The organism is Amycolatopsis sp. lyj-108 (assembly GCF_046549005.1).
Taxonomy (GTDB): Bacteria; Actinomycetota; Actinomycetes; order Mycobacteriales; family Pseudonocardiaceae; genus Amycolatopsis.
This window is the reverse complement of the sequence record NZ_JAJPWQ010000001.1, coordinates 94,063-116,535: the sequence shown is the minus strand read 5'-3', so window position 1 is coordinate 116,535 and position 22,473 is coordinate 94,063. Positions and strand designations below refer to the sequence as shown.

General features: G+C 68.9%; 20 protein-coding genes and 1 tRNA gene. 12 read left to right on the top strand and 9 right to left on the bottom strand.

The window, feature by feature from the left end:
* Window positions 1-41: 41 nt before the first annotated feature.
* The 6 genes from ACLJO0_RS00570 to ACLJO0_RS00545 form a co-directional block, all read right to left on the bottom strand.
* Window positions 42-1,811 (bottom strand): glycosyltransferase, encoded by a 1,770-nt coding sequence (locus ACLJO0_RS00570; protein WP_410576108.1) that lies wholly within the window; start codon window positions 1,809-1,811, stop codon window positions 42-44.
* The gene (locus ACLJO0_RS00565) at window positions 1,808-2,347 is read right to left on the bottom strand and encodes a hypothetical protein (protein WP_410576107.1); all 540 of its coding nucleotides are present in this window, start codon (window positions 2,345-2,347) and stop codon (window positions 1,808-1,810) included. The genes ACLJO0_RS00570 and ACLJO0_RS00565 overlap by 4 nt, the downstream gene beginning before the upstream one ends.
* Complete coding sequence (locus tag ACLJO0_RS00560) at window positions 2,340-4,241, bottom strand: glycosyltransferase family 4 protein (RefSeq protein ID WP_410576106.1); 1,902 nt, start codon at window positions 4,239-4,241, stop codon at window positions 2,340-2,342. Before ACLJO0_RS00560 ends, ACLJO0_RS00565 begins: the two co-directional genes overlap by 8 nt.
* Window positions 4,238-5,581: a methyltransferase gene (locus ACLJO0_RS00555; RefSeq protein ID WP_410576105.1), complete on the bottom strand. Its 1,344-nt coding sequence runs from the start codon at window positions 5,579-5,581 to the stop codon at window positions 4,238-4,240. Before ACLJO0_RS00555 ends, ACLJO0_RS00560 begins: the two co-directional genes overlap by 4 nt.
* A 3-nt stretch (window positions 5,582-5,584) precedes the next feature.
* Window positions 5,585-6,919 (bottom strand): flagellar basal body-associated protein FliL, encoded by a 1,335-nt coding sequence (fliL, locus tag ACLJO0_RS00550; RefSeq protein ID WP_410576104.1) that lies wholly within the window; start codon window positions 6,917-6,919, stop codon window positions 5,585-5,587.
* A 143-nt stretch (window positions 6,920-7,062) separates the two neighbouring features.
* Window positions 7,063-8,211, bottom strand: coding sequence for a hypothetical protein (locus tag ACLJO0_RS00545; protein ID WP_410576103.1), 1,149 nt, complete (start codon window positions 8,209-8,211; stop codon window positions 7,063-7,065).
* A gap of 267 nt (window positions 8,212-8,478) precedes the next feature.
* Here ACLJO0_RS00545 and ACLJO0_RS00540 point away from each other — a divergent pair, with 267 nt between their 5' ends.
* The 6 genes from ACLJO0_RS00540 (at window position 8,479) to ACLJO0_RS00515 (ending at window position 11,957) form a co-directional block, all read left to right on the top strand.
* Window positions 8,479-8,985, top strand: a complete 507-nt coding sequence (locus tag ACLJO0_RS00540; RefSeq protein ID WP_410576102.1) for a hypothetical protein — start codon at window positions 8,479-8,481, stop codon at window positions 8,983-8,985.
* 75 nt (window positions 8,986-9,060) lie between these two features.
* Window positions 9,061-9,669, top strand: a complete 609-nt coding sequence (locus ACLJO0_RS00535) for a hypothetical protein (RefSeq protein WP_410576101.1) — start codon at window positions 9,061-9,063, stop codon at window positions 9,667-9,669.
* A 187-nt stretch (window positions 9,670-9,856) separates the two neighbouring features.
* Window positions 9,857-10,396, top strand: coding sequence for a DUF2716 domain-containing protein (locus tag ACLJO0_RS00530; RefSeq protein ID WP_410576100.1), 540 nt, complete (start codon window positions 9,857-9,859; stop codon window positions 10,394-10,396).
* A 38-nt stretch (window positions 10,397-10,434) separates the two neighbouring features.
* On the top strand, window positions 10,435-10,836 hold the full coding sequence (locus ACLJO0_RS00525; protein ID WP_410576099.1) for an immunity 7 family protein: 402 nt from the start codon (window positions 10,435-10,437) through the stop codon (window positions 10,834-10,836).
* A gap of 489 nt (window positions 10,837-11,325) precedes the next feature.
* Complete coding sequence (locus ACLJO0_RS00520; RefSeq protein WP_410576098.1) at window positions 11,326-11,541, top strand: hypothetical protein; 216 nt, start codon at window positions 11,326-11,328, stop codon at window positions 11,539-11,541.
* 122 nt (window positions 11,542-11,663) lie between these two features.
* Window positions 11,664-11,957, top strand: coding sequence for a YiaA/YiaB family inner membrane protein (locus tag ACLJO0_RS00515; protein ID WP_395862095.1), 294 nt, complete (start codon window positions 11,664-11,666; stop codon window positions 11,955-11,957).
* Here the strand turns inward: ACLJO0_RS00515 and ACLJO0_RS00510 are convergent.
* Together ACLJO0_RS00510 and ACLJO0_RS00505 are read right to left on the bottom strand one after the other, a co-directional pair.
* On the bottom strand, window positions 11,954-13,711 hold the full coding sequence (locus ACLJO0_RS00510) for a hypothetical protein (RefSeq protein ID WP_410576097.1): 1,758 nt from the start codon (window positions 13,709-13,711) through the stop codon (window positions 11,954-11,956). The two genes, ACLJO0_RS00515 and ACLJO0_RS00510, sit on opposite strands and share 4 nt — an antisense overlap.
* Window positions 13,712-14,026: 315 nt before the next feature.
* Window positions 14,027-14,099, bottom strand: a tRNA-Gly gene (locus ACLJO0_RS00505).
* A gap of 200 nt (window positions 14,100-14,299) precedes the next feature.
* Between ACLJO0_RS00505 and ACLJO0_RS00500 the strand changes: the two genes are divergently transcribed.
* The 3 genes from ACLJO0_RS00500 to ACLJO0_RS00490 all read left to right on the top strand — a co-directional run bounded on the left by ACLJO0_RS00500 (window position 14,300) and on the right by ACLJO0_RS00490 (window position 17,298).
* Entirely contained in the window at window positions 14,300-15,856 is a 1,557-nt protein-coding gene (locus ACLJO0_RS00500) for a sigma-70 family RNA polymerase sigma factor (RefSeq protein ID WP_410576096.1), read from the top strand.
* A 105-nt stretch (window positions 15,857-15,961) separates the two neighbouring features.
* Window positions 15,962-16,402: a DUF983 domain-containing protein gene (locus ACLJO0_RS00495; protein WP_410576095.1), complete on the top strand. Its 441-nt coding sequence runs from the start codon at window positions 15,962-15,964 to the stop codon at window positions 16,400-16,402.
* A gap of 32 nt (window positions 16,403-16,434) precedes the next feature.
* Window positions 16,435-17,298, top strand: a complete 864-nt coding sequence (locus tag ACLJO0_RS00490; protein WP_125790580.1) for an Fpg/Nei family DNA glycosylase — start codon at window positions 16,435-16,437, stop codon at window positions 17,296-17,298.
* 1 nt (window position 17,299) lies between these two features.
* On the opposite strand, the gene ACLJO0_RS00485 is transcribed toward ACLJO0_RS00490, so the two are convergent.
* Window positions 17,300-18,418: a serine hydrolase domain-containing protein gene (locus tag ACLJO0_RS00485; RefSeq protein ID WP_410576094.1), complete on the bottom strand. Its 1,119-nt coding sequence runs from the start codon at window positions 18,416-18,418 to the stop codon at window positions 17,300-17,302.
* 169 nt (window positions 18,419-18,587) lie between these two features.
* Here ACLJO0_RS00485 and ACLJO0_RS00480 point away from each other — a divergent pair, with 169 nt between their 5' ends.
* The 3 genes from ACLJO0_RS00480 to ACLJO0_RS00470 all read left to right on the top strand — a co-directional run bounded on the left by ACLJO0_RS00480 (window position 18,588) and on the right by ACLJO0_RS00470 (window position 22,370).
* On the top strand, window positions 18,588-19,883 hold the full coding sequence (locus tag ACLJO0_RS00480) for a histidine kinase (protein WP_125781783.1): 1,296 nt from the start codon (window positions 18,588-18,590) through the stop codon (window positions 19,881-19,883).
* 19 nt (window positions 19,884-19,902) lie between these two features.
* On the top strand, window positions 19,903-20,748 hold the full coding sequence (locus ACLJO0_RS00475; RefSeq protein ID WP_125781785.1) for a S49 family peptidase: 846 nt from the start codon (window positions 19,903-19,905) through the stop codon (window positions 20,746-20,748).
* A 185-nt stretch (window positions 20,749-20,933) separates the two neighbouring features.
* Window positions 20,934-22,370 (top strand): carbohydrate-binding protein, encoded by a 1,437-nt coding sequence (locus tag ACLJO0_RS00470; RefSeq protein WP_410576093.1) that lies wholly within the window; start codon window positions 20,934-20,936, stop codon window positions 22,368-22,370.
* Window positions 22,371-22,473: the final 103 nt, after the last annotated feature.

Below are 22,473 nucleotides of genomic sequence, written 5' to 3'. Positions count from 1 at the left end.
AAAATTTGCAATGAAAGGACCTTTCATTGCGAGCGCGGGAGCTACAGAGCGCTGCCGACCGCGGCCCACACCCGATGCGGGTCGAGGTCCATCGGCCGCGAGTCCGGATCCGGCCGCAGCCGCCGCAGCAGCACCTGCTGCACCAGCGTCGTCGGCCGGGCCGCCGCGGCCACCCGCCGCCAGAACAGGTGATCCTCCAGGCCCTCGAACAGCACTTCGGTGTTCCATCCGCCGAATTCGTCGATCAGCGAGCGCCGCACCAGGTAGCCGCTGCCCAGATACGGCAGCGTCCGCAGGCGCCGTTCCTCCGGCGGCAGCGCGCCGACCAGGCCGTCGACCGGGTCCGCGACCGGGCAGTGCACGACGTCCGCCCCTTCCGAAGCGGCCAGCAGGCGCTCCAGCAGGAACTCCGAAGCACGCATCCCGCCGTCGAGAACCAGCAGCCACGACGCCGTCGAACGCTCCAGCAGCGAGTTCCGCGTGAGTCCGCGGCCGAGCGGGGTGTCGTGCAGCAGGACGTCGTACGGGCGCGGACGCGGCCACGGGTGCACGCCGTCCTCGCCGACGAGCACCTTCCGCGGCACCACACTGCCGGTCAGCAGGTCGTTCGCGAGTTCGTCCGGATCGACTTCACCGGTCCGGCGCACGATCAGCACGTCGACGTCGGCGGTGCCCGCCGGCGAAGCCGCCGCGGGCTCCCAGCGTCGCGTGGCGACCCGTCGCGCACCTGCCGCGCGCTGCGCGATCCGCGCCGACAACGCCGTCCCGCGTGCCGAAGCCGGTCCGGCGGCGGACCGGTCGCCCGCGAACCGCGCGTCGAAAGACGGGGTGTCGACGGCCAGGGCGTCCTCCGGATTCCGCAGGCTCGTCGCCAGCGCACGCGCCGGCGCGATGTCCGCGGCCGTCGCCGAACCCAGCGAAGCCGCCAGGTCGATCAGCCGCCGCGCGGACGCCGTCATGTCCAGCGACTTCACGAAACCGTAGGCGGCCGAACGCAGGTGCCGTTCCCGTTCGGGCTCGTCGGCGAGCGCGGCGGCGACCGAGCCCAGCGCCTCCGGCCGCGCGAGGACCAGATGCTCGCCGGGGACCAGCGGTTCGACGTCGGCCGAGGTCTCGCTGACCACCACGCAGCCGTTGGTCATGGCTTCGAGCGTGCGCACCCATTCCAGGGTCTGCTTCTGCTCGCGGTGCAGGTTCAGCAGGAACCGCGACCGCGCGAGGTGCTCGAACTTCGCCTTGCCCGGCAGGAAGTCGACGCGGGCGGCGGTCATCGGCTCGTGCGGCGGGGTCAGCAGCCGCGTCCGAAGCCCGGCGAGGTCCCGCGCGTACGAGCCGAGCAGCACCGAACGCCGCCGCTCGGCCGTGCCGAGGTAGGTGACGTCGAGGTCGCGCGGGCTGTCGAGGTCTCCGCCCCACAGATCCCACAGCGGGCTGTAGCCGAGCTGGAAATGCTCGACGGCGATCCCGCGACGCCGCAGCTCGGCGGTCGAGTCGGTGTTGATGTCGACGGCGCCGCCCAGGATCGACAGCAGTTCGGCGTTGCGCTCGAAGGTCGCCGTGCCGGGGTGCTCCACGCAGAATCCGATGGTGCGGCGGCACTGCGCGGCGGTGGGGAAGTCGGCGTCCGGCACGGTCACGAAATATTCGTGGGGGACGACGACGTACACCGTGTCGTTCCCGGCATCGGGGTACCTGCCGATCGCGGTCGTGGCCGTGCCGCCCGCGGTGCGCACGGCGTCGGCGACCACCTCCAGCAGTTCTTCCATGAAGGCGGAACCGCCCTCGGCGGAGACGAAGCAGAGTTCGGTCACGACCGGTCCATCTTCTTCCGCACGATCCGCAGCGGCGCGGTGACCCGCCAGCTGACGGTGCGGCGCGTGGCGTCGAGTTCCCTGGCCATCTCGGCCGCGAGACGTTCGGCGTTGAGCAGCCGCTGCCGGTCGGCCGACGGCTCGCCACCGGGCAGGACGTCCGCGTCGACGACGCCCGCCGACACCACGAGTTCGGCGTCGAGCAGCGCGAGCCGCAGCTTGTCCCGCTCCTCACGGCAGGTCTTCAGCTCCGCGCGCAGCGAGTCACGCTGCTGGTGGGCGAGCAGGACCTCGGCCTCCAGCGCCTGCGAACGCGCCTTCGCGACATCGAGTTCTTCCTGCTGTGTGGCCAGCCTCTGGTTCACCTCGGCGGACTCGCCTTCGTCCGGCGAGGCGGCGATGGCCTCGCGCAACTCGTGTTCGGTGTCGGCCAGCTTCGCCTTCAGCCGGTCCTGCTCGGCGGTGAACACCTGCCGCTCGGCACGGAGCCGGGTCAGCTCGGCCTGGACACGGCCGGGAATGTCGGTGTCAGACATGAACGCCCCCACTCAGTTCGGTCAGGATTTCGGAGTACTCGCGCGCGTAGCCCGCCGGGTCGAGCCACGGCAGCAGTTTCTCGTGCGCGGCCTTCGCCATCTCGCGGCGGCGCGTGGCCGACGTGCCGAGCGCGCGCAACAGCGCCGCCGTCAGCGCGTCGACGTCGTTGGTCTCGAACAGCCAGCCGGTCTCGCCGTCGACGATCATCTCCCGCGCGCCGAACACGTCGGTCGCCGCGACCGGGACACCACAGCAGACGGCTTCGAGGATCGACCGCGGCAGTGACTCGATGTCGGAGCTGTTCACGAAGATGTCCGCGGCCTGCAGCCAGCGCAGCGGATCCGGCTGGATCGGCACGAGGCTGACCGACTTCTCCAGCCCGGCGCGCTCGACCGACTCCTCCATCGCCAGCCCATACGGCGAGGGGTGCAGGCCGACGATCGACAGCTTCGCCTCGGGATGGACCTTGTGGATCCGCTCCATCGCCGAGATCAGCGGCGCCTGCCCCTTGCGGGCTTCCGCGATGCCGATGTTGACCAGCACGATGTCGTCGGGGGAGTAGCCGAGCATGTTGCGCGCCTGGCGGCGCGTTTCCGACCGCGTCCGGCCGCCGAACTTGTGCATCGGCGTGCCGTAGCGGACCGTCCGGCACCGCTCCGGCTTGCTGTACGGGAGGAACATCTCGCGCGTCGCGTCCGCGACGAACAGCAGCCTGTCGACCTCGGCGAGGGTGCTTTCCCAGCGCCGCCACACGGCGGCGGGCGGCTTCACCGGGCCCCAGTTCTGGTAGGCGAACGCGGGCAGCGAGAAGCTTTCGTGGATGACCCATGCCGTCGGCATCCCGGCGCGCTTCGCCGCGTCCGCACCGACGAAGCCGCCGAGAGTGTTGACGAGCGCGACGCCCGCTCCGGAGCACTTCGCGAAACGCGCCAGCTCGGCGACGTGGCCTTCGTAGGCGGGCACCGTCTGGTTCCGATAGTGCGTCGTGACGTGCACGGGGATGCCGAGTTCGTGGCAGTCCGCGCGCAGCGGGCCGTCGGTCTCACTGACCAGGCTGACCTGCCAGCCGTGATCGGTCACCATCCGGCTCAGCAGTTCCTGCAGCCACAGCTGCCCGCCGCCGACGCCGAGGCTGTGCGTGAACACCAGCACATGCTTCGGGTCGGTCGGGATGTTCACGCGCGCCATCGCGCGGGCGGTGTCCCCGGCCAGCTCGTCGGCGAGTTCGGCGTCGTCCAAGTCCGCGACGGGGTTGCGAAGGGTGAAAGTGCGCTTCGCCGACACGACCTCGCCGACGCCTTCCGTGCGGTACCGGACGCGAAGCGACAGCGTCCGCTCTTCACCGTACGGAAGGTCGACAGGCACCCAGGCCTCGAAGCCGCTCACCGCGGCGTCGTCGAATCCGGGGAACTCCTCGGGAACGTCCTTGCGCGGCAGGCGGGTGCGCGCGCTGACCGTGCCGCCGCCCTCGACCATGACCTCGATCAGGCTCGGCGCGCGGCCCTGTAGCAACGCCCACCCCGTCACGTAGACGACGTGTCCTTCGCTGACCTTGCCCTGCTTCGGCGCTTCGAGTTCGCCCAGCCACAGCGGTTCTTCGCCCGGCAACGTTCCGACGTGAACGGTCGCCTGGTTCAGCACGCGCTCGTCCGGGCCGGTGACGACGATGTCCTGCGTGCCCGCGGGGACCCAGGACCCCGGGACAGCGCGCCAGCCGAAGGTGCCTTCGGGCGCGCCCGGGCACGGCTCGGGGAACAGGTTCGCCTCGACGTCCGCGATGGTCACGGACATCTCGCCGATCCGGCTGATCCCGGTCGTCCAGCCCCGGAGCTCGAACATGTGCCCGACCGGCCGGGCCGGGGTCAGGATGCCGGCGGTATGCAGGCTCGTCATCGCTTCGCTACCTCGTCTTCGTTCGCCGCCACACCGGCGCCGACCTTGGGTGAACGGTACTCGTGGACGGTTCTCGCCAGGCGCGTTCGCCAGATTTCGGCGATCGCCACCCGCACCTCGTCCGTGCCGTGCGCGATGCCGCACGAGGCGATCGTCGAGAAGGTGACCTCACGCGCCACCGCACTGTCCACAAAGGAGGGATGGAGTCCGATCAGCACACCGAGCCAGCCCGCCAGGTCGCGCATCGACCCGCCCTCCGCGGCCCCGGACCAGCCCGCGTCGGCGAGTTTGTCGGCCAGCACGAGCACTCCGCGTTCGATCACCTCGGGCACGCCTGCGCCTTCGTTGCGCCACTCGAGGTCGATCGGGCGCAGCGTCTCGCCGTCGACAAGCACGTTGTGCGGCACCAGATCCCACAACGCCTCGACCCCGCGCGCGGCCTCCGCGCGGACGAGATCCCGCCAGCCGGTGAGCAGCTCCGCGACCCGTCCCGGCTCGTCGAGCAGGACTTCGACCATCGTCGGGGCGTCGTACACCTTGTCCGCGCACGATCCGACCGAAATACCGGCCACCGGCGACGACGGGACCAGCGGCGTACGACGGACCTCGGCGCCCTCCCCGGTTCGCACGACGTCGGCGCGCGTGCAGGCGAAAGCGGCGCGCTCGGCTGTGTTGAAGTAGGTCGCGAGCCGGTACGGGGGCCAAAGCGCGGCGGCGCCCGGACCGCAGAGCAGGGCGAGCCCGTTGGCGGGACCGCCGGCGATCGCCGCGGACAACCGGGGCAGTTCGGTGTCGATCTGCGTGCCGCGCACCGCGCGGGCGACCTCGTGACCGGGGGAACAGAGCAGCTCACGCTGGACTTCGAGGCCTGCCGCCGCCAGCGTCTTGACGACACCGCGCGAAGCCGTCAGCACCACGACGGCGCCCGTCGGCGACAGCCGTTCGCGAACCGAGTCCAGGAGGCTTCGCGTCGCATACGGCTGCTGGACGACGACGAGGTCGTAGCCGTCGGCGGGCGGCCGGTCGTGCACCGTCACGGTGGTGAGGTCACGGGTGCGGAACCGCACCGCGGCGGCGCGGACCGGGTCGGCCTCGACGGCGTGCACCGTCTCCGAGAGCTCGCCCAGATACCGCGTCAGACCACCGAAACCGGCACCGACCTCCAGCACCTGCGCCGCCTTCGGCACCACGAGCGCCCGGAGGACGTTCGCGGCACCGTGGTCGAGCGGAACACGCTCGGCGGCGTCCCGGCCGGCGAAGTGCAGCTCGTCGGACAGCGAACCGGTGTCCTCGGCCAGGGAAAGCAGGGTGGTGAGCAGCCGTGCCGTCTCGGCGGTCATTTCTCAGCTGGTGACGGCGTAGTTTTCCAGCGTCTTCTTCACCGCACGCTGGTACGTGCCGCTCAACGCCTTCTCGCCCTCTTCCCCGCCGAGCGGGTTCTGCAGGATGTCGACGCGGACGATGTTGTTGCCGCTGATCCAGGTGCCGCGGTAGGAGCCCTTGTCGCCGTCGATCTTCTTCTGGAAGTTCAGCTTCGGCGGCATCCCCGGCAGCGGCTCGGTGATCTGCACGAACCCGTTGGTCGTCTGGTACTGGCGCAACTGCTTGACCAGGTCACCGGCGGCACCGGGGCTGGTCAGCGGGATGACCGTGACCGAGATCTTCGCCGGCTGCGGGCCGGTCTCGTCCGGCTGCTTCTGCGAGCCCCGGTACGCGACCTGCTTGACCCCGGCGGCGATCACCAGATCCGCCTCGGCCTTCTCCAAGCCGGCGAGCTCGGCGAGCTGGGCCACGGGGATCGCGCCGCTCTTCGGGTCCTCTTCACCGGACTGCTCCGGGATCTTCTCGAACAGCAGCTCTTCGGGCGTCTTCGGCTTGGTCGACGACGGCGGGGCGGGCTGCGGCTGGGACGACTGCGGCGCGGCCGTCGGATCCGGCGGGGTGTCACCGCCACCGGAGAAGGCGAAGTAGCCGCCGACACCCAGACCAGCGAGAACCAGGACGGCGACGATCGCGATGATCGCGATCTTGCCGCCCTTGCCCTTGGGCTTGTCTTCGAACAGCTCCGGGCCCTGCTTGACCCACTCCGTGCTGCCGACCGGCGAGATCGGCGGGAAGTCCGAACCACCCCACGGCGGGCTGGCGTCGTTGTCGGTCCAGCCCTGCTGCTGCGGCTGCTGGTAGCCGTGCTGCGGCTGTTGTTGTTGCTGCGGGAAACCGCCCGCGGGCGAGGCATGACCCTGCTGGGGGAAGCCGCCTGCCGGGGACGCCTGCTGGCCCTGCTGCGGGAAACCGCCCGGCGGTGATGCCACCGGCGGCACGACCTGGGTGCGGTTCGGATCGGACTGCTGTTGCTGCCAGTTCGGGACGACCTGGGTGCGCTCGCCCTCGCCGCCGTTCTGCTGCGGCTGGTTCACCGGCGCGATGATCTGCGTCGAGTCGGCGCTGGGCTGACCGGTCTGCTGCGGCGCCTGCTGCTGAGGCGGCGCGGGCGGCTGCTGCTGGAACGGCTGCTGCGGCTGTTGGCCGGGCTGCTGGACCTGCTGCTGCGCGGGGTCGCCGTACGCGACCGCCGAGGACAGCACCTGGTCACGGCGGAGCCGGTAATCATCGGCGGAGAGCCGTCCAGATGCGAGCTCTTCGTCCAGATTGCGCAGCTCTTCCTGCCAGGACACCACCGGCCCCCTTATCCGATTCCCGCCGGGAGGAACGCTCCCGGCCGTCGCGATACCACCACTGCGGTGACCTCGCACATTCTGCACTGCCCGGACTGGCCGCGCCCCCGCGGGTCGAATCGTGATCTCCCCGCGACCTGCGTTTCTCAGCCCGCCGGGAGAACGGTGTCCAACGAGGTCAGCGTCTGCTCCAGACGGGTGTCGAGCGCCTGCGGGTCGCCGCCGAGCGGCTGCGAGACCCACGTCGTGACGGCCATCGTCCCGGAGACGTAACCGATGCCGCTGAGCTGCCCGTTCTGGTTCGCGCCGACGAGGGCGAGCCGATCGCCGACGCGCTGCTCCCGCAGTCCGGCGTCGATCGAGTTCTCCCGGAAGTACTTCACGATCGAAGCCGCGTCCTTCGCGTCGTTCGCCGGGATCACCAGGACGAGGTAACTGTTCGTACCCTCGTTCGAACCCTTGTAGGTGACGGAAGCGACGTTCTTCGAAGCGAGGTAGTCACCCGCGGCCTTCGAGTAGAGGCTGAGCTCGACACCCTTCGCGACCGACATCGTCGAGTTGTCCTTCGACGGTGTCCCCGGCAGCGCGGGGAGCCGATCCTCCAACGGCGTCTGGGCACTGTCGGGCTGACCCGACGGCGCGAGACCGTTCGGCGGCTGGGCCACGCTCTGCGCCGGCGGCTGCTCGGCGACGTTCGAGGACCGGGAAGTGCCCAGCCACAGCGTTCCGCCGATTATCAACGCCAGCACCACCAGCACCCCGGCGCCGATGAACAGCCACGTCGGCTTGCGTTTGCCGACCACCGCGTAGTCCTCGGCCGGCGCCTTGTGGCGCGGGCCGGGCTCGGGCGCCAGCGGCGGAAGCGGCCGGTTCAGCTCGCGAGTCGACGGCTGGTTCCTGGCCGGCGGCGGGGTGGCACGCAGGTAGACCGTCGGATTGATGTCGGCGGGCGACGGCGCGGTGGTCTTGTGGTCCGCGATCCGCGGGATGCCCGCCTTCTTCTCCGGCTGCTCGACGGGCGTGTACACCGGCTGGACCTGTTGATACGGCTGGGTCTGCTGGAACGGTTGGTGCTGCTGGACGGTGGCGGCGGGTGGCTCGACCGGCCGCGCGGCGGGATTGGTGCTGTGCCATGCCCCGCCCGGACGTCGCAGCGGCGAGGGGACCGGGGACGGCATCGTCCCGCCGGAGGCCTCTGCCAGGAGCTCGTCACGCTTACGGCGGTGTTCGGCGTGCCCGACGCGACCCGCGGCCAGCTCGACGTCCAGCTGTCGAAGCTCGTCTTGCCAGCTCATTTAGCCCCCTGCCGCCGGGTGTGGGCAGCCAGTGTTGCATGCACCCTTATGGGTGGTTGATGTGGTCTTTCCCCATTCTTGCGTCCACTCACGACCTGGTCCAGCACTGATCTTGCGCGCCGTGAAGGGGCCTTTCCCCGCATGGCACGAGGCGAAAGCGCCCTTCGCCGCGAGAGATGAGGGGAAAGGCCCCTTCATCCCTCTTTCGGCTGGTCAGGCGCGGATGGCCGGTCTCGCCGGTACGGTGGCTGATGTGGGAAGTGCCGGATGACGGAAATCGACGAGTGTCGCGGCGCGCTGCGCGAGCTGGCCATCGGCAGGCTCGCCGGCCGTGACGTCCGCACATCCCACCTGGTCGAGGCCGGTCTGGACGCGATCGTCGCCGGACTCGACACCCCGTCCCTCGCCTTGCTCGCCGGGATGGAGTCCTCCGCCGAAGCCGCCGTCGACAAGGCATTCGGCCAGGTCGTCGACGAACTTGGCCTCGAACTGCCCGCCGATCCGACGGCCGCCCGCTGGTCGCTGATCCACGGCTGGCTCACCGCGATGGTCGACGGCCGCCTCTCGCCCGCGGCCGGTGGCGCGCTGATCAGTGAGGTCGGCGAGCTGCTCGGCTCCCCGCCGTCGCTGCGGGGCATCACGCGCTGGTCGGCGATGCTCGAGAACTGGATCCCGACCGACCTCACCCCGAGGGACGTCTGCGAGGTGCCGATCCTCGAGGAATCGGCCGAGCTGCTCGAAGGTCCTTGGCCTCCTTCCCCGCGTCACCCGTAAAGCCCCGGTTTCTGTCGTACATGTGTTCTAAAATGGGTGTTGTACAGCAGGAACAGCGGCGAAAGGCAGACACGGATGGCCTACATCACCCTGCCCACGTTCGTGGGGTACAGCACGAGCTCGGGTCCTTCGCGTTCCTCGTTCGTCCGGCGCTGGCGCCGTCAGTACGAGGACCCGGCCAGGGGCGGGTTCAACTTCTACCTCCGCGCCGCGAACGCGATCCGTGCCGGGCGGATCTCCGGGCGGGATCGCGAGGTACTGCGGGCGCTGGTCGAGAACGCGGACGAGCGCACTCGGCCGCACTACACCGACATCGCCAACGGCTGGCTGCGTTACGTCGGGCGGCGTGACCTGCGGCTGGCCGAGGTCGGCCGGTCACGATGGCGGCTCGGGTCGCTCGAGGTGGGCATCAACCCGCATCTCGGCCTGCGCAAGGGCGACGGCCCCGTCTACGTCACCTGGCTCTACTTCAAGGAGGAGCCGTTGAGCCGGGACGCCGCGCAGATGGTGCTGTGGCTGCTCGAACAGACCATGGACGACCTGCGCCCTGGCGGGCAGCCGCTCGTGGTCGACGTCCGGCGTTCGAAGGAGTTCGCGCTGTCGCCGCGCGATCGCGACAAGGTGCGGCCGTGGGTACGGAGTGAGGCTTCGGCCTTCATGAGCCTTTGGGAGGCGGCCGCGTGAGCGAACGACGGCGGGCCCGCCTTCCGCGGGTCCGCCGTTCACGCACCGTCATTCTCACGGTTCCGGCGGCGGCGCAAGACACCTGATCAGGTGACAGTTTCGCGGAGTATGCCCACGAGCTGGACAACTTGGGCCCTGAACACGAAGCTTTCCCAGTCTTAATCGGCCGAACCACCGAGGGTCGCTCGTGAACAACGCTTGGGAAGCCATCTCCAGGGTCGCAGATGAGCCCGCCTGGTACTGGGTCTACGACAAGCTCGCGTTCTGGCCGAGCACCTACGCGCACGCCTGGCCCGGTTTCCGTGAACCCGCCCCGTCCGTCGCGTGGGATCTCGCGCCAGGGGGACTCGACCGTTCGTCGGCCGAGTTCCGGCTGGGCCCGTACGCCGTCGAGCAGAACGACGTCGCCCGTGTCGCCCTCTCGGCGCTGAAGGACTGCGTCGCCGAGGACGAGTGGGTATGGGTGCTGCACTGGCAGCACCAGTCGTACCGCTTCTACCCGCATCGGCACGCCGCGCTCGACCCGTGGCCGGTCCCGGTGTTCCCGCGCACCGACTACCACCTCTTCCTGGCGAACGACTTCCGCTTCGGCACGCTCGGGCATCCGTGGGAACGGACGTTGTGCGTCTACGGCGAGAAGCTGGTGCCCGCCTTCGAGAAGCACGGTGAACAGGTCTTCAAGAACGAGCTCCGGCGCAACGGGACACCGGCCGCGATGGCGGGCTGACCACCGTCCGGCGGGCGGACCTGCCTAAACTCAGGCGGGTGTTCGAATACCACGGGTGGGTGACCATCCAAGCGAGCCCTTCCGGTGATGACGACGCGGCGCTGCTCGAACGGATCGTCGAGCGGGTGCACCGCGCCGTCCGCGACTTCGGCGACGCCGATCTGCTCGACCTGCGCTGGGCCGCCGGGGTGCCGGTGCTGCACCTGGGCGGGATGGACAAGCACGGCACGGCGATCGCGCCCGAGCTGGTGGACCTGTTCACCCGCGTCGGCGACCTCGCCCCCGGCTCCTACGGCCTCCTGCACGTCTGGGACGACCAGGATCCCGAGTGCGACAACGAATTCAAGGTATACCGGATGGCCCGCGGCCTGGTCACCGAACGCGGTGACGAGCACCTGTCCCCGGTCGCGCCGACCGTGCTGGACGGCTACGAGATCTGAGCCGTCCGCCTGCGCTTTTCGTGGATGATCGAATTACGTTGTTCACGATCGACGAGATTCACGCTTTCTACATCGGCGGTAGCGGCACTTCGCTGCTGGTTCACAACTGCGGTCTCCGTATCTACGAGCAGAATCCGAAGCACGGTTCGACCTCCAAGGGAAGCTCAAATGGTGTGGTCAGTACGGAGCCGTCAAATGGCCAGGCAGCGCTCGACAGGCACGGCAGTCATGTTCCGTGCGACTGTGGTGGTGGGGGGACGAATGAGTACTTCCATGGTCACGTTCGCACGGATGTCGGCAGGGATCCGGCGATGGCGAAAGCGGCTGTGGCTTTGGGTAAGTCGATCAAGCGAGGCTTGATCGACCCCCGTAGGTGATTGGTGGTCTGATTTGTCGCAGTGGCGGGAATTGAAAGTTGCCGATGTCCGCGCAGGAAGGGGCTTGGAAAGTGCGAGAGCCTTGCTTGATCTGACTCTCAACGAGTCGGACGTGGTCTGGTTACAGGCCTTCCTTTTGGAATGCCTGAATTCGAGCAAGGATATTCAGATACGTGCACTCGCGGTCACCTGTGTCGGGCATGTTGCACGCCTGCACGGAGAAGTGTCGAATGAACTAGTTTCGAAATTGCGTGAGCTGTTGAAGGATCCCGTTCTCGGCGGGCAAGTTGAAGATGCTTTTGACGACATTGCGTCGTTCGTAAAATAGAATCTCGAACTGTGTGGCGGAATTCTCCGATCGACAAGAGGCGGCTGTTTTACTGAATCGCAATCCTTCTTGAGTAGCCGTACTCAAGACACCGGGGGGCCGTCGGCGCGACCTTGGTACGCATGACGAAAACCTCCGCAGCGCCCCCCACCACCGTCGCGTTCTTCGTCCAGGCCGCCCTCTCCTTCGGCCTGGCGCTGCTCGCGGTCGTCATCGGCATCTGGTACCTGCCGGTCGACGGCTGGGTCCGCGGCTTCCTCGCCCTCGGCATGCTCTTCCTGACCACTTCGGCGTTCACGCTCGCCAAGTGCATCCGTGACCGGCAGGACGAGAACACCGTCGTCAGCAGAGTCGACCAGGCCCGCGTCGACAAACTCCTCGCCGAGCACGACCCCTTCAAAACGCCCGCACTCTAGCCCTTCCCGGCGTCCTTCATCGTGGTGATGCGGTGGTAGACGCCGTCGCGATAGGCGAGGACGACCGCGTCCTTGACCTCGGGGGCCGCGACGGCCTGCCAGCCGGAGCGGCCGGTGCCCTTCAGGAACTGCGTGATGTCGTCGCGGGGGAGGCCGACCGTGCCGCCGCCGACGACCTTGCCCGCGCCGTCCGTGACGAGGATGCACTGGGCCTGCTGTCCACCGATCAGCGCCCAGCCGTCGATCTGCTTGTCGCCTGTCACGGTTACGGCGTCGATGGCGCCGGCGGTGTCCTTAGGGCCGTAGCCGGGGCCCTTGAGTTCGACCGCCTTCGCGAGGTCGACGGTCGTTCCGAGTTCCGGCCCGCCCGCGCCGCAGCCCAGCGTGAAGTCAGGCGTGAACGGGTAGATGCCCATCGCCCGTTGCTGATCGAGGAGGTCGGGGTAGGCGTACATCTTGCTCATCACCGTTTTGGCGTCGACCTGCATCGCCACCGCGAGGACGGGCTGATACGCGTACCGCCAGCGGGTCGCGCCGGCGGCGGTGTTCCCGATCGCGTAGACGCACAGCGCCATCACCAGCGCCAGCGGGATCGCCTTGAGGCGCACCGCGCGCGGGCCTCGGGTCACCAGCAGCACGAGTACCGCGCAGACGCCGAGGAGCCCGATGCCGACGTAGCGGGACGACATGCCTTCGGTGGCGTTGTAGCCGCCTCGGCTGACGCCGATCATCGCGCCGTTGAGCGTCACCTGGGCGGCGAGCCCGAACCAGCCCGCGACGGCGGCGACCGGCACCGGGCCGTCGAGGGGTCCGGTGAAGTTTTCGGTCTTGGTCGTGAGCCGCTGCTTCACGGCTGTTGCGATCAGGACGCCGAAGAGGCCGACGGTCAGCGCGCCCGTCAGGAACGCGAGGTCCGGTGATTTGGTGGACCAGGACTGGCCGATGGTGCTGGTCATCGCGCCGAGATAGGTGTCGGCGCCGACGACGTTCGGCTTCTGGTAGGTCGGCGGCCACGGCGCGACGCGCCAGAGGATGAAGACGACGAGGCCGAGGCCGAGTGGCAGCGCGGTCCTGATCCGGCTTTCGCCGCGGAGCCAGAGGACGAGCGCCAGGACGATCCAGACCGGGAACGCCACACCGTGTCCGAGGCTGCCCATGAAGGCGAAGAGGAAGGCCGGGATCAGCTTGCCGTGGTGCGCGAAGGCGATCGCGATGACGGCGGGCGCGAGGCCGAGGAGCCACTGGACGCCCATCATGCCGTCGCCGAAGTACTCGACCGTGCCCGCGGAGAACACCAGGCCGGAGAGTCCGGCGACGACGCCGGCGCGGCGCAGGCCGGTGAGGGTGCGGGGCAGCATGCTCCACAGCGCGGCGAACATGCCTGCGGCGAGGATGACGCTGAGGAAGCCGAGCGGCGGCTGGGTCCCGGCGAACAGTTTCGCGTCGAGCCAGAAGACGAGGCCGACCAGCACGATCGGGTGTTCGTGGTAGAGGTGGAACAGCTGGGGGACGTCGAGGTCGCCGTTCTTGTCGGCGATCAGGCCGAGGACGACCCAGTAGTCCGCGTGGTTGATCTTGGGGGCGCGGACGACCTCGGCGATGGACAACACGATGGGCACCGCGGTCAGCGCCCAGAGGGCCCAGTAGGGGAGCCTCTCGAGCAGGCCTCGCTTCGCGGGTTTGCCGGACTCAGGCGTCTCCCGCTCGGCTTCCATGGTCGCGACGGGGACGCCGTCGCGCGCGTTCTCGCTCATCCGTGTTCCCCGCCCTTGAAGATCCGGTCCACAAAGTACCGAACTCGCAGGTGACGGCCGTCGCCAGCAGGCCCACGTATGCGCAAATCCGAATTACTACGGTCGTGTGACTCCGCTCACCGAACCTGTAGCACTTAGTAACCACCAAGATCACCCGGCAAGGGCCGAAGAACGATCGAATAGGATCGACGTGCCCCATACCCACCCGAGAAGGTGAGGTGAACGAACCGTGGGGGTCCGGGGGCTCGGCCCCCGGGAATTATGGTGAGCAGGTCCTGGTCCAGGTGTTCCCTGGACACGCCGCGCCCACTTGCGAGCGGATGACGGGATTCGAACCCGCGACCCTCACCTTGGCAAGGTGATGCGCTACCAGCTGCGCTACATCCGCATGTCACTTCATCGCTTCAACACTCGTTTGAAGCAGTGTGGACACACCATACACCGACCGTCAGTAGCCGTTTCGACCCACCCCTGGAGGTGCTTCGGTGTCACACCTGGCGTACAAGGGGTGACGACGGCTGCATACCTCCGTATGGTGTCCCCATTCGACCGAATGGTGAGTCCTTCGGGGAGGAGGTGCCTGGCCGGATGACCGAGCAGGGCACGGTGCCGCTTCAGGCGGCCTCGGAATCCGACGAGCAGGCATTGCTCCAGCGTCTCCGTGATGGGGAGGACGCCGCCTTCGGGGAGCTTTTCGAACGTCATGCCGCCGCGGTGCGGCGGCTGGCGCGCAGTCTTGCCTCCGATCGGTCGGAGGCTGAGGACATCACGGCCGAGACCTTCTTCCGAGTGCTTCAGGCGTTGCGCCGGGGTGCCGGGCCGCGGGATTACGTGCGGGCCTACCTGCTGACGGTGGCTCGCCGGGTGTCGTGGGAATGGCATGGCGCGCGTCGTGACGTGCCGGTGAGCGACGACGAGCTGAGTTTCCGGGCCGGGGCGGGGGCGGACACGAACGCCCGTACGGCCGAGCATTCGCTGATCACGACGGCTTTCACGAGTTTGCCCGAGCGGTGGCGTTCGGTGCTGTGGCAGACCGAGGTCGAGGGCGAGCAGCCTGCCATGGTCGCGCCGCATTTCGGCTTGAGCGCGAACGCGACGGCGGCGTTGGCCAGGCGGGCGCGGCAGGGATTGCGGGCCGCGTACCTGCAGGCGCATCTGTCGGTGAGCCGCGGGCCGGATTCGTGCCGGTCGGTGGTGGAGAAGCTGGGCGGGTTCACCGCGGGCAGCGTCACCGGGGCCGAGGCCCGCCGGATCAAGACCCACCTGATCGGGTGCCAGTCCTGCCGGGCGACACACGACGAGCTGCGTGACGTCTGTTCGTCGCTGCGGGCGCACGCCGGTGTGGTGGCCCTGCTGGTGCCGGCGGCCGCAGGAGCCCACGCGAGTGGGGCGTTGTCCGGGCTCGCCGCGTCGATCAAGGGGCTACTGCTCGGGTCGAAGGTGAAGGTCGGCCTGGCGGTGGCGTCTACGGCCGCCGCGGGCGCGGTCGGGATCGTCGCAGGTCCGGCCGTGTTCGGCACGGACGTGACGCACACCGTCGGCCTGTCCGGAGGCGGCTTGCCCGAGCTGGCGCTGCTGCCAGCACAGGTCGCGCCGCCCGCGCAGGGGCAGCCGGTGGAGCTCCCGCCGCAGCGGATCGCCCAGGACCAGATGCACGGCAAGGGCGCCCAGCCGGTCAAGACCGGGTTGGGCCCGAACGGCCGGAACGCCGAACTCGGCGTGGCCGACATGCCGAGCCTGCCCGGCGTGGGCACGTCGCGGAAGGAGTTCGGCGGCGGTGACGTCGTACCGCCTCCGGCCGGGCAGACTCCGTCGCAGGAGGAGACCACGCCGCTGAACGAGGGCCCGGGAACCGGCTCGAACCAGACCACTTCGAAGCGGGACGACATCCCGCCGGGTGAATCGAATCCGACCGAGGAGTCGCTGAGCCCGACCACGACGACGTCGCGGGACTCGACGACTGAGCCGTCACAGCCTTCGGAGTCGAACACGCCGGAGTCGACGACCGACCCGGAAGGGTCCTCTTCGCCGACGACAGGCACCCCCGAGAGCGCGACCGAGACGCCGTCGGAAGACGAGCAGAGCCCGGTGAAACCCACTTCCCACTATCCGGAACCGGGCGTCGACTACCCGACCTGCCCATAACGCCCGAGCGGGGATATCGCCTTCGAACTCTCGCGAATCCGGCCGCCGTCACGGTACGGTGGAGCTCGCTCACGACGAGCGAGCGGCCGCGCGGGAGGCGACTGAATGAACCGGCTGGTGCACGGCGAGGACGGCCGTGACTGGGTGGTCCGAGCCCAGATGGAATGGCGTGCTCCCGCGACAGCGGACGATTTCGAGCACGATGTGGCGGGCAGCTACGGCCCGGGTATCGCGATGGTCGTCGTGACTGGGCTGCTCGCGATCGTGCTCATCATGTGGACACCCGCCGACGTGAGAATCCCGTCCTGGGTTCCGCTGGCACTCCTGCTGGTCGCGTTGTTCTTCCCGCTGCGGTGGATCCTGCGCCGCCCGTGGACCGTGGTCGCCGAGACCGAGGGCGACCTCGCGGGTGACCGGCCGTCCGAGCGCTGGGTGGGCACCATCCGCGGCATGTTCACCGTGCGTGGCGAGGTTTCGAAGATCAGCAAGACGATCCAGAAGCATTCGCTGCCGGATTTCGACGGCCCGCTGCACCCGGTGGAGTAGTCGCGGCGGCCTGAACGCGCGAGACTGGGGCCATGCCCGAGTTACCCGAGGTCGAAGCGCTCGCTCACCACCTGCGTGAACACGCGGTGGGCAAGACGGTCTTCCGCGTCGACGTGTCGTCCCTCAGTGTGCTGAAGACGGCGACACCGCCGTGGACGGAGCTGCACGGCCGGGAGGTCACCGGGGCCGGCCGCTTCGGCAAGCATCTGGATCTCGTCGCCGGGGATCTCCATCTGGTCGTCCATCTGGCGAGGGCGGGCTGGCTGCGCTGGTCCGACGCGTTGTCGCCGACGCCGCTCAAACCCGGCAAGGGGCCGATCTCGCTGCGCGTCCACCTCGACGCGGCCGCCGGGCCGGGGTTCGACCTCACCGAGGCCGGGACGAAGAAGGGACTGGCGGTCTGGATCGTGCGCGACCCGGAGAAGGAGGTCGCCAGCATCGCGCGGCTCGGGCCGGACGCGCTTTCGCTGGACCGCACCGGGCTCGAGAAGCTGTTCGCCGGGCGCACCGAACGGCTGAAGACGGCGCTGACCGATCAGTCGCTGATCGCCGGGATCGGCAACGCCTACTCCGACGAGATCATGCACATGGCGAAGCTTTCGCCTTACGCCACAACCGGAAAGCTGTCCGAAGGAGCGCTCGACGGGCTCTCGGAGGCGATCCGCGAAGTGCTGACCAGCGCGGTGACGCGTTCGGTCGGCCAGTCCGCGGCCCGGCTCAAGGGAGAGAAGCGGTCCGGGCTGCGGGTGCACGCGCGGACCGGGCTGCCGTGCCCGGTCTGCGGCGACACGATCCGCGAGATCTCGTTCGCGGACAAGTCGTTCCAGTACTGCCCCACCTGCCAGACCGGCGGGAAACCCCTCGCGGACCGGCGGATGTCGCGCCTGCTCAAGTGACTCAGCAGAGGGCGGCCTTGACCGCGTCCGCCGGGGGCTTCGGCACCCGCTGCCCGCCGTTCAGTTCGGCGGCGAGGTCGTACACGTTCAGCGCGAGCACGAGCTGTTTCGAGCCGTCGGCGTTGCTCATCGAGACGCTGAAGAACCCCGGCCCGGCGCCGGTGTTCCCCCAGAACGTCTTCTTCTCGCCGTCGGGACATTTCACGTCGAGTGTCTCGACGCCCGCCCCGTACGCGCCGCCTTCGTCGTTCGGCACGAGCCGCTTGAGTTCGGCCTGTTGCGCGGGTTCCAGAAGCCGTCCTGCCAGCAATGCGCGGTGGAACGTCGCGAGGTCGTCGACGGTCGAGACCATCGCGCCCGCGGTCCAGTCGTACGAAGGGCTGAACACGGTCATGTCCTCACCGCTCATGTCGTACCCGTGCAGATGCGGACCGCGCAGGAACGGCGACCACAGCGGGAAGTACGTGTGGCCGAGGCCGAGCGGATCGAGGATCCGCCGCTGGATCTCCTCGCGGACGTCGTTGCGGGTGACCGCCTCGATCACCTTGCCCAGCAACAGATAGGCGGTGTTCGAGTACTTCACGTCCGTGCCCGGCGCGAACGAGGGCCGATCGACGAGGGAGCGCCGGATGACCTCCGACGGCGTGATGATGTGCGCCCGGTTCCCCTGGACGAGGTACGGGTCGAAGAAGTGCGGATCGAGCGGGTCGTGCACGCCGCTCGTGTGGTTCAGCAGCATGCGCAGCGTGATCTTTCCGGGCTCGTAGCCCGGTCCGCGTACGACACCGGGCAGTCGTCGCTCCACCGGATCGTCGAGCGAAAGCGCGCCTTCGCCCGCCAGCCGCAGCACCACCGTGGCGACGAACGACTTGGTGTTGCTGGCGATCCGGAACCGGTGGTGCGGCCCCGCGGCTTCGCGCGTGGCCGGGTTCGCGTAGCCGTCGCCGAAGCGCGAGACCGCCTCACCGTTCCGGACCTGGACAATCGCGCCCGGGAAACCCCCTTCGCCGACCAGATCGCCGACGGCCGCACGCACCGGATCCCCGGCGGCGGCCGCCGTCCCGCTCGCCAGCAGGACCCCTGCCAGCACCCCCGCCGCGAGCTTCCCCGATCCGCGCATTGTGTTCCTCCCCCGGAAGCGATTGCCTGCGGACAGTCTTTCCCGTGCGACGGGGAGTGACCATGGGGACGGCGCCCGGGTCTTGGGTAGGGTCGGCCCCACCCTCGGTTGTCACAACTCAACGGAAAGTGGGGAGCAGGCCTTGCACCCGGTTGGTCGAGCGCAGAGCATGGACGCCGTGTCCGGGCTCGAAATCGCGCAGATCATCCCCTGGGGGGTGGCACTGCTGCTCGGGATCCTCGTCGTCGTCCTGCTGATCAAGCTGCGGCGTCCCGCGAGCATCGTGGAGAACGCCGTCCTGCAGGCCGTCCACCGGATGTCGAAGGCGACACCGGACCTTCGCGAGGGGCTCGACGAGCAGGTCGCCGACAAGATCACCAGCCAGCTGCTGGAGATGCTCGACTGCGTCGCCGTCGGCATCACCGACAGCGAAGGCACGCTGCTGTCCTGGGACGGCGAGGCCAACGACCACTACGTCGACCTCGTCGACGCCATCGGCAACGCGATCCGCAAGCATCGCCGCGAGGTCGTCGCGCACGACAAGATGCCGTGCAACCACCGCGGCACCTGCCGGATGCGGACCGCGGTGATCGTGCCGCTGATCGTCGAGGGCGAGACCGAGGCCGCGTTGCTGGTCGTCGGGCGCACCCGCGGGCGGCTGGTGCAGATGGCCGACGCGGTCGCGCAGTTCGTCTGCACCCAGTTCGAGCTGGCCCGCCTCGACGAATCGAAGAACCAGCTCCAGCAGGCGGAGATCAAGGCGTTGCGCGCGCAGATCTCGCCGCACTTCGTCTACAACGCGCTCAACACCATCTCGTCGCTGATCCGGACGGACCCGGAGGAAGCGCGAGAGCTGCTTCAGGACTTCGCGGACTTCACGCGCTACTCGTTCCGGACGTCGGGCATGTTCACTTCGCTCGCCGAGGAACTGCGGAACATCGACCGGTACCTGACCATCGAGAACGCCCGTTTCGGCGGACGGCTCGAAGTGCGGATGAAGATCGCGCCCGAGGTGCTTTCGGTGGTCGTCCCGTTCCTGATCATCCAGCCGCTGGTGGAAAACGCCGTCAAACACGGTCTCGCGTCGAAGCCGTCCGGCGGCTGCGTCACGGTGATCGCCGAGGACTACGGCGCCGAGGCACTGATCAGTGTCGAGGACGACGGCATCGGCATGGAGCCCGCGAAGCTCGCGGATCTCCGCAGCCAGCACCGCACGGGTGCGCACGTCGGCCTCGGCAACATCAACCAGCGGATGCAGCAGGTGTTCGGCCGCGACTACGCGCTCATGGTCGAGACGGCGCCCGGCGCCGGCATGAAGGTGACCCTGCGGGTGCCGAAGTTCATGCCCGGGGTGCGGCCGAATCTGCCGGACTTCTCCGCCGACAGCGCCACCGTCCCGCCCCAGGGCGGCCCGAACGAGTCCAGCGGGGTGAGCGGTTCGCGCAGCGGCGTGCTGCCGTCGTGAACGTCGGTAACCTGGCCGTATGAGCGTTGCGGACAAGCTGACCTCCCGTCTCCCCATGATCGGCGATCGGGGTGAACGCAAGGACATCGTCGCCGTGGTGAAGCTGCACGGGGTGATCACGCCGACCCCGTCGCCGCTGGCCAGGGGTGCGATCAACCTCGCCGCCATCGAATCGGCGCTGACGCGCGCGTTCGGGCACGAGCGGTTGAAGGCCGTCGCGCTGCAGATCAACTCGCCGGGTGGCGCGCCGACGCAGTCAGGCCTGGTCGCCGAGCGGATCCGTCAGCTCGCCGACGAGAAGAACGTGCCGGTGCTGGCCTTCGCCGAGGACGTCGCCGCGTCCGGCGGGTACTGGCTGGCCTGCGCGGCCGACGAGATCTACGCGCACCGGACGTCGATGGTCGGCTCCATCGGCGTGATCAGCGGCGGGTTCGGGTTCACCGGCCTGCTGGAACGGTTCGGCATCGAGCGGCGGCTGCACACCGCGGGCGCGAACAAGTCCCGGCTCGACCCGTTCAGCCCGGAGAAGCCGGAAGACGTCGAGTGGCTGAAGAAGATGCACGGCCAGCTCCACGAACTGTTCGTCGATTGGGTCACCGAACGCCGTGGCGACCGGCTGTCCGGCTCCGAGGACCTGTTCACCGGTGATGTCTGGCTGGGCGCCCGCGCGGTCGAACTCGGTCTCATCGACGGCGTCGGCAGCCTTCGCCAGGTGATCACCGAGCGGTACCCGGACGCCGAGATCGCGATCGCCGAACCGAAGAAGCCGCTGCTGGCGCGGCTCGGCATCGGCGCTCCCGCCGCGGCGAGCGCGCTGCTGGACGCAGTGCAGTCCAAGGCCGCCTGGAGCCGCTTCGGCCTCTGACCACGTGCAATGAAAGGTCCTTTCCTTGCGAAATTCGCAAGGAAAGGACCTTTCATTGCATTGGGGGGCGGCGTGGATTCACCCGAACGGTGGTAGGCGTAAGTGGTTCAGACCAGGTCTCATATCGGACATACCGCTTTGTTGTGAACGGCAACAAACCTCGACAGCGTTGACGAGGAGGTCCGATGTCCGTTACTTCTCCCCACCGAAGCCGCACGAGCCGCCGGAGCCGAACGAGCCGCTGGAAGATCGCGCTCGCCGCGACAGCCGGCGCGGCTTTGATCACGGTCCCCCTGACCCTGCCGGCTTCCGCCGCCGTCCCGCCCCCGCCGTCCGGCTGGACCACCGTGTTCACCGACGACTTCACCGGCGCCGCGGGTTCACTCCCGTCGAGCGCGAACTGGATCATCGACACCGGCCACGGCTATCCCGGCGGCCCCGGCAACTGGGGCACCGGCGAGATCCAGAACTACACCGCGAACCCCGCGAACCTCGCCCAAGACGGCTCCGGGAACCTGCGGATCACGCCGCAGCGTGACGGCGCGGGCAACTGGACCTCGGCGCGGATCGAGACACAGCGCACGAACTTCAAACCGCCCGCGGGTGGCGCGTTGCGGATCGAAGGCCGCCTCCAGATGCCGAACGTCACCGGCGCCGCCGCGCTCGGTTACTGGCCCGCGTTCTGGGCGCTGGGCTCGCCGTATCGCGGCAACTACTGGAACTGGCCCGCCGTCGGCGAGTTCGACATCATGGAGAACGTCAACGGGATCAACACGGTCTGGGGTGTGCTGCACTGCGGCGTCAACCCCGGCGGCCCGTGCAACGAGACGACCGGCCTCGTCGGCAGCCGCGCTTGCCCCGGCGCGAGCTGCCAGAGCGCGTTCCACACCTACACCTTCGAATGGGACACCAGCGTCAGCCCCAACGTGTTCCGCTGGCTGGTGGACGGCCAGCAGTTCCACTCCGTCAACCAGAACCAGGTCGACGCCACGACGTGGGCCAACATGACGAACCACGCGGGCTACTTCGTGCTGCTGAACGTCGCCATCGGCGGCGCGTTCCCGAACAACAACTCCGGCACCACGACGCCGGGGCCGGGGATCGTGCCGGGGCATCCGATGCTCGTCGACTACGTCACCGTCCTGACCCGCGGTGGTGGCACGACACCCACGACCACCACGCCGACGACCACCACGGGAAGTCCCGGCGGTGGCAGCGCGTACAGCACGATCCAGGCGGAGTCCTACGGCCAGGCGGCCGGGATCGCCAAACAGGCCACGTCCGATTCCGGCGGTGGCCAGAACATCGGCCCCGCGGGCAACGGGGACTGGGCCCTGTACCCGGGCATCGACTTCGGGACGCAGACCGGCAGACAGTTCCAGGCGCGCGTCGCGTCCGGGGCGGCGGGCGGCGTGAGCGGCCTCGTCGAAGTCCGGCTCGGCAGCCGGTCCAACCCGCCTGTCGGCAGCTTCGCCGTCGCGAACACCGGCGGCTGGCAGAGCTGGCGGACCGTTCCCGCGAACATCAGCGGCATTACCGGGAAGCACGACGTCTATCTGACCTTCACCAGCGGCCAGCCAGCCGATTTCGTGAGCGTCAACTGGTTCACCTTCACCCCGTGAAGGGATAGGTGTGGCACGGCGAGGCGGTTCGTGTCACCGGAGAAGATGACGGCACCGGCCACCCCGGGCGCGGGGGTGCCGGTGCCGTCCTTTTCGTTCGACT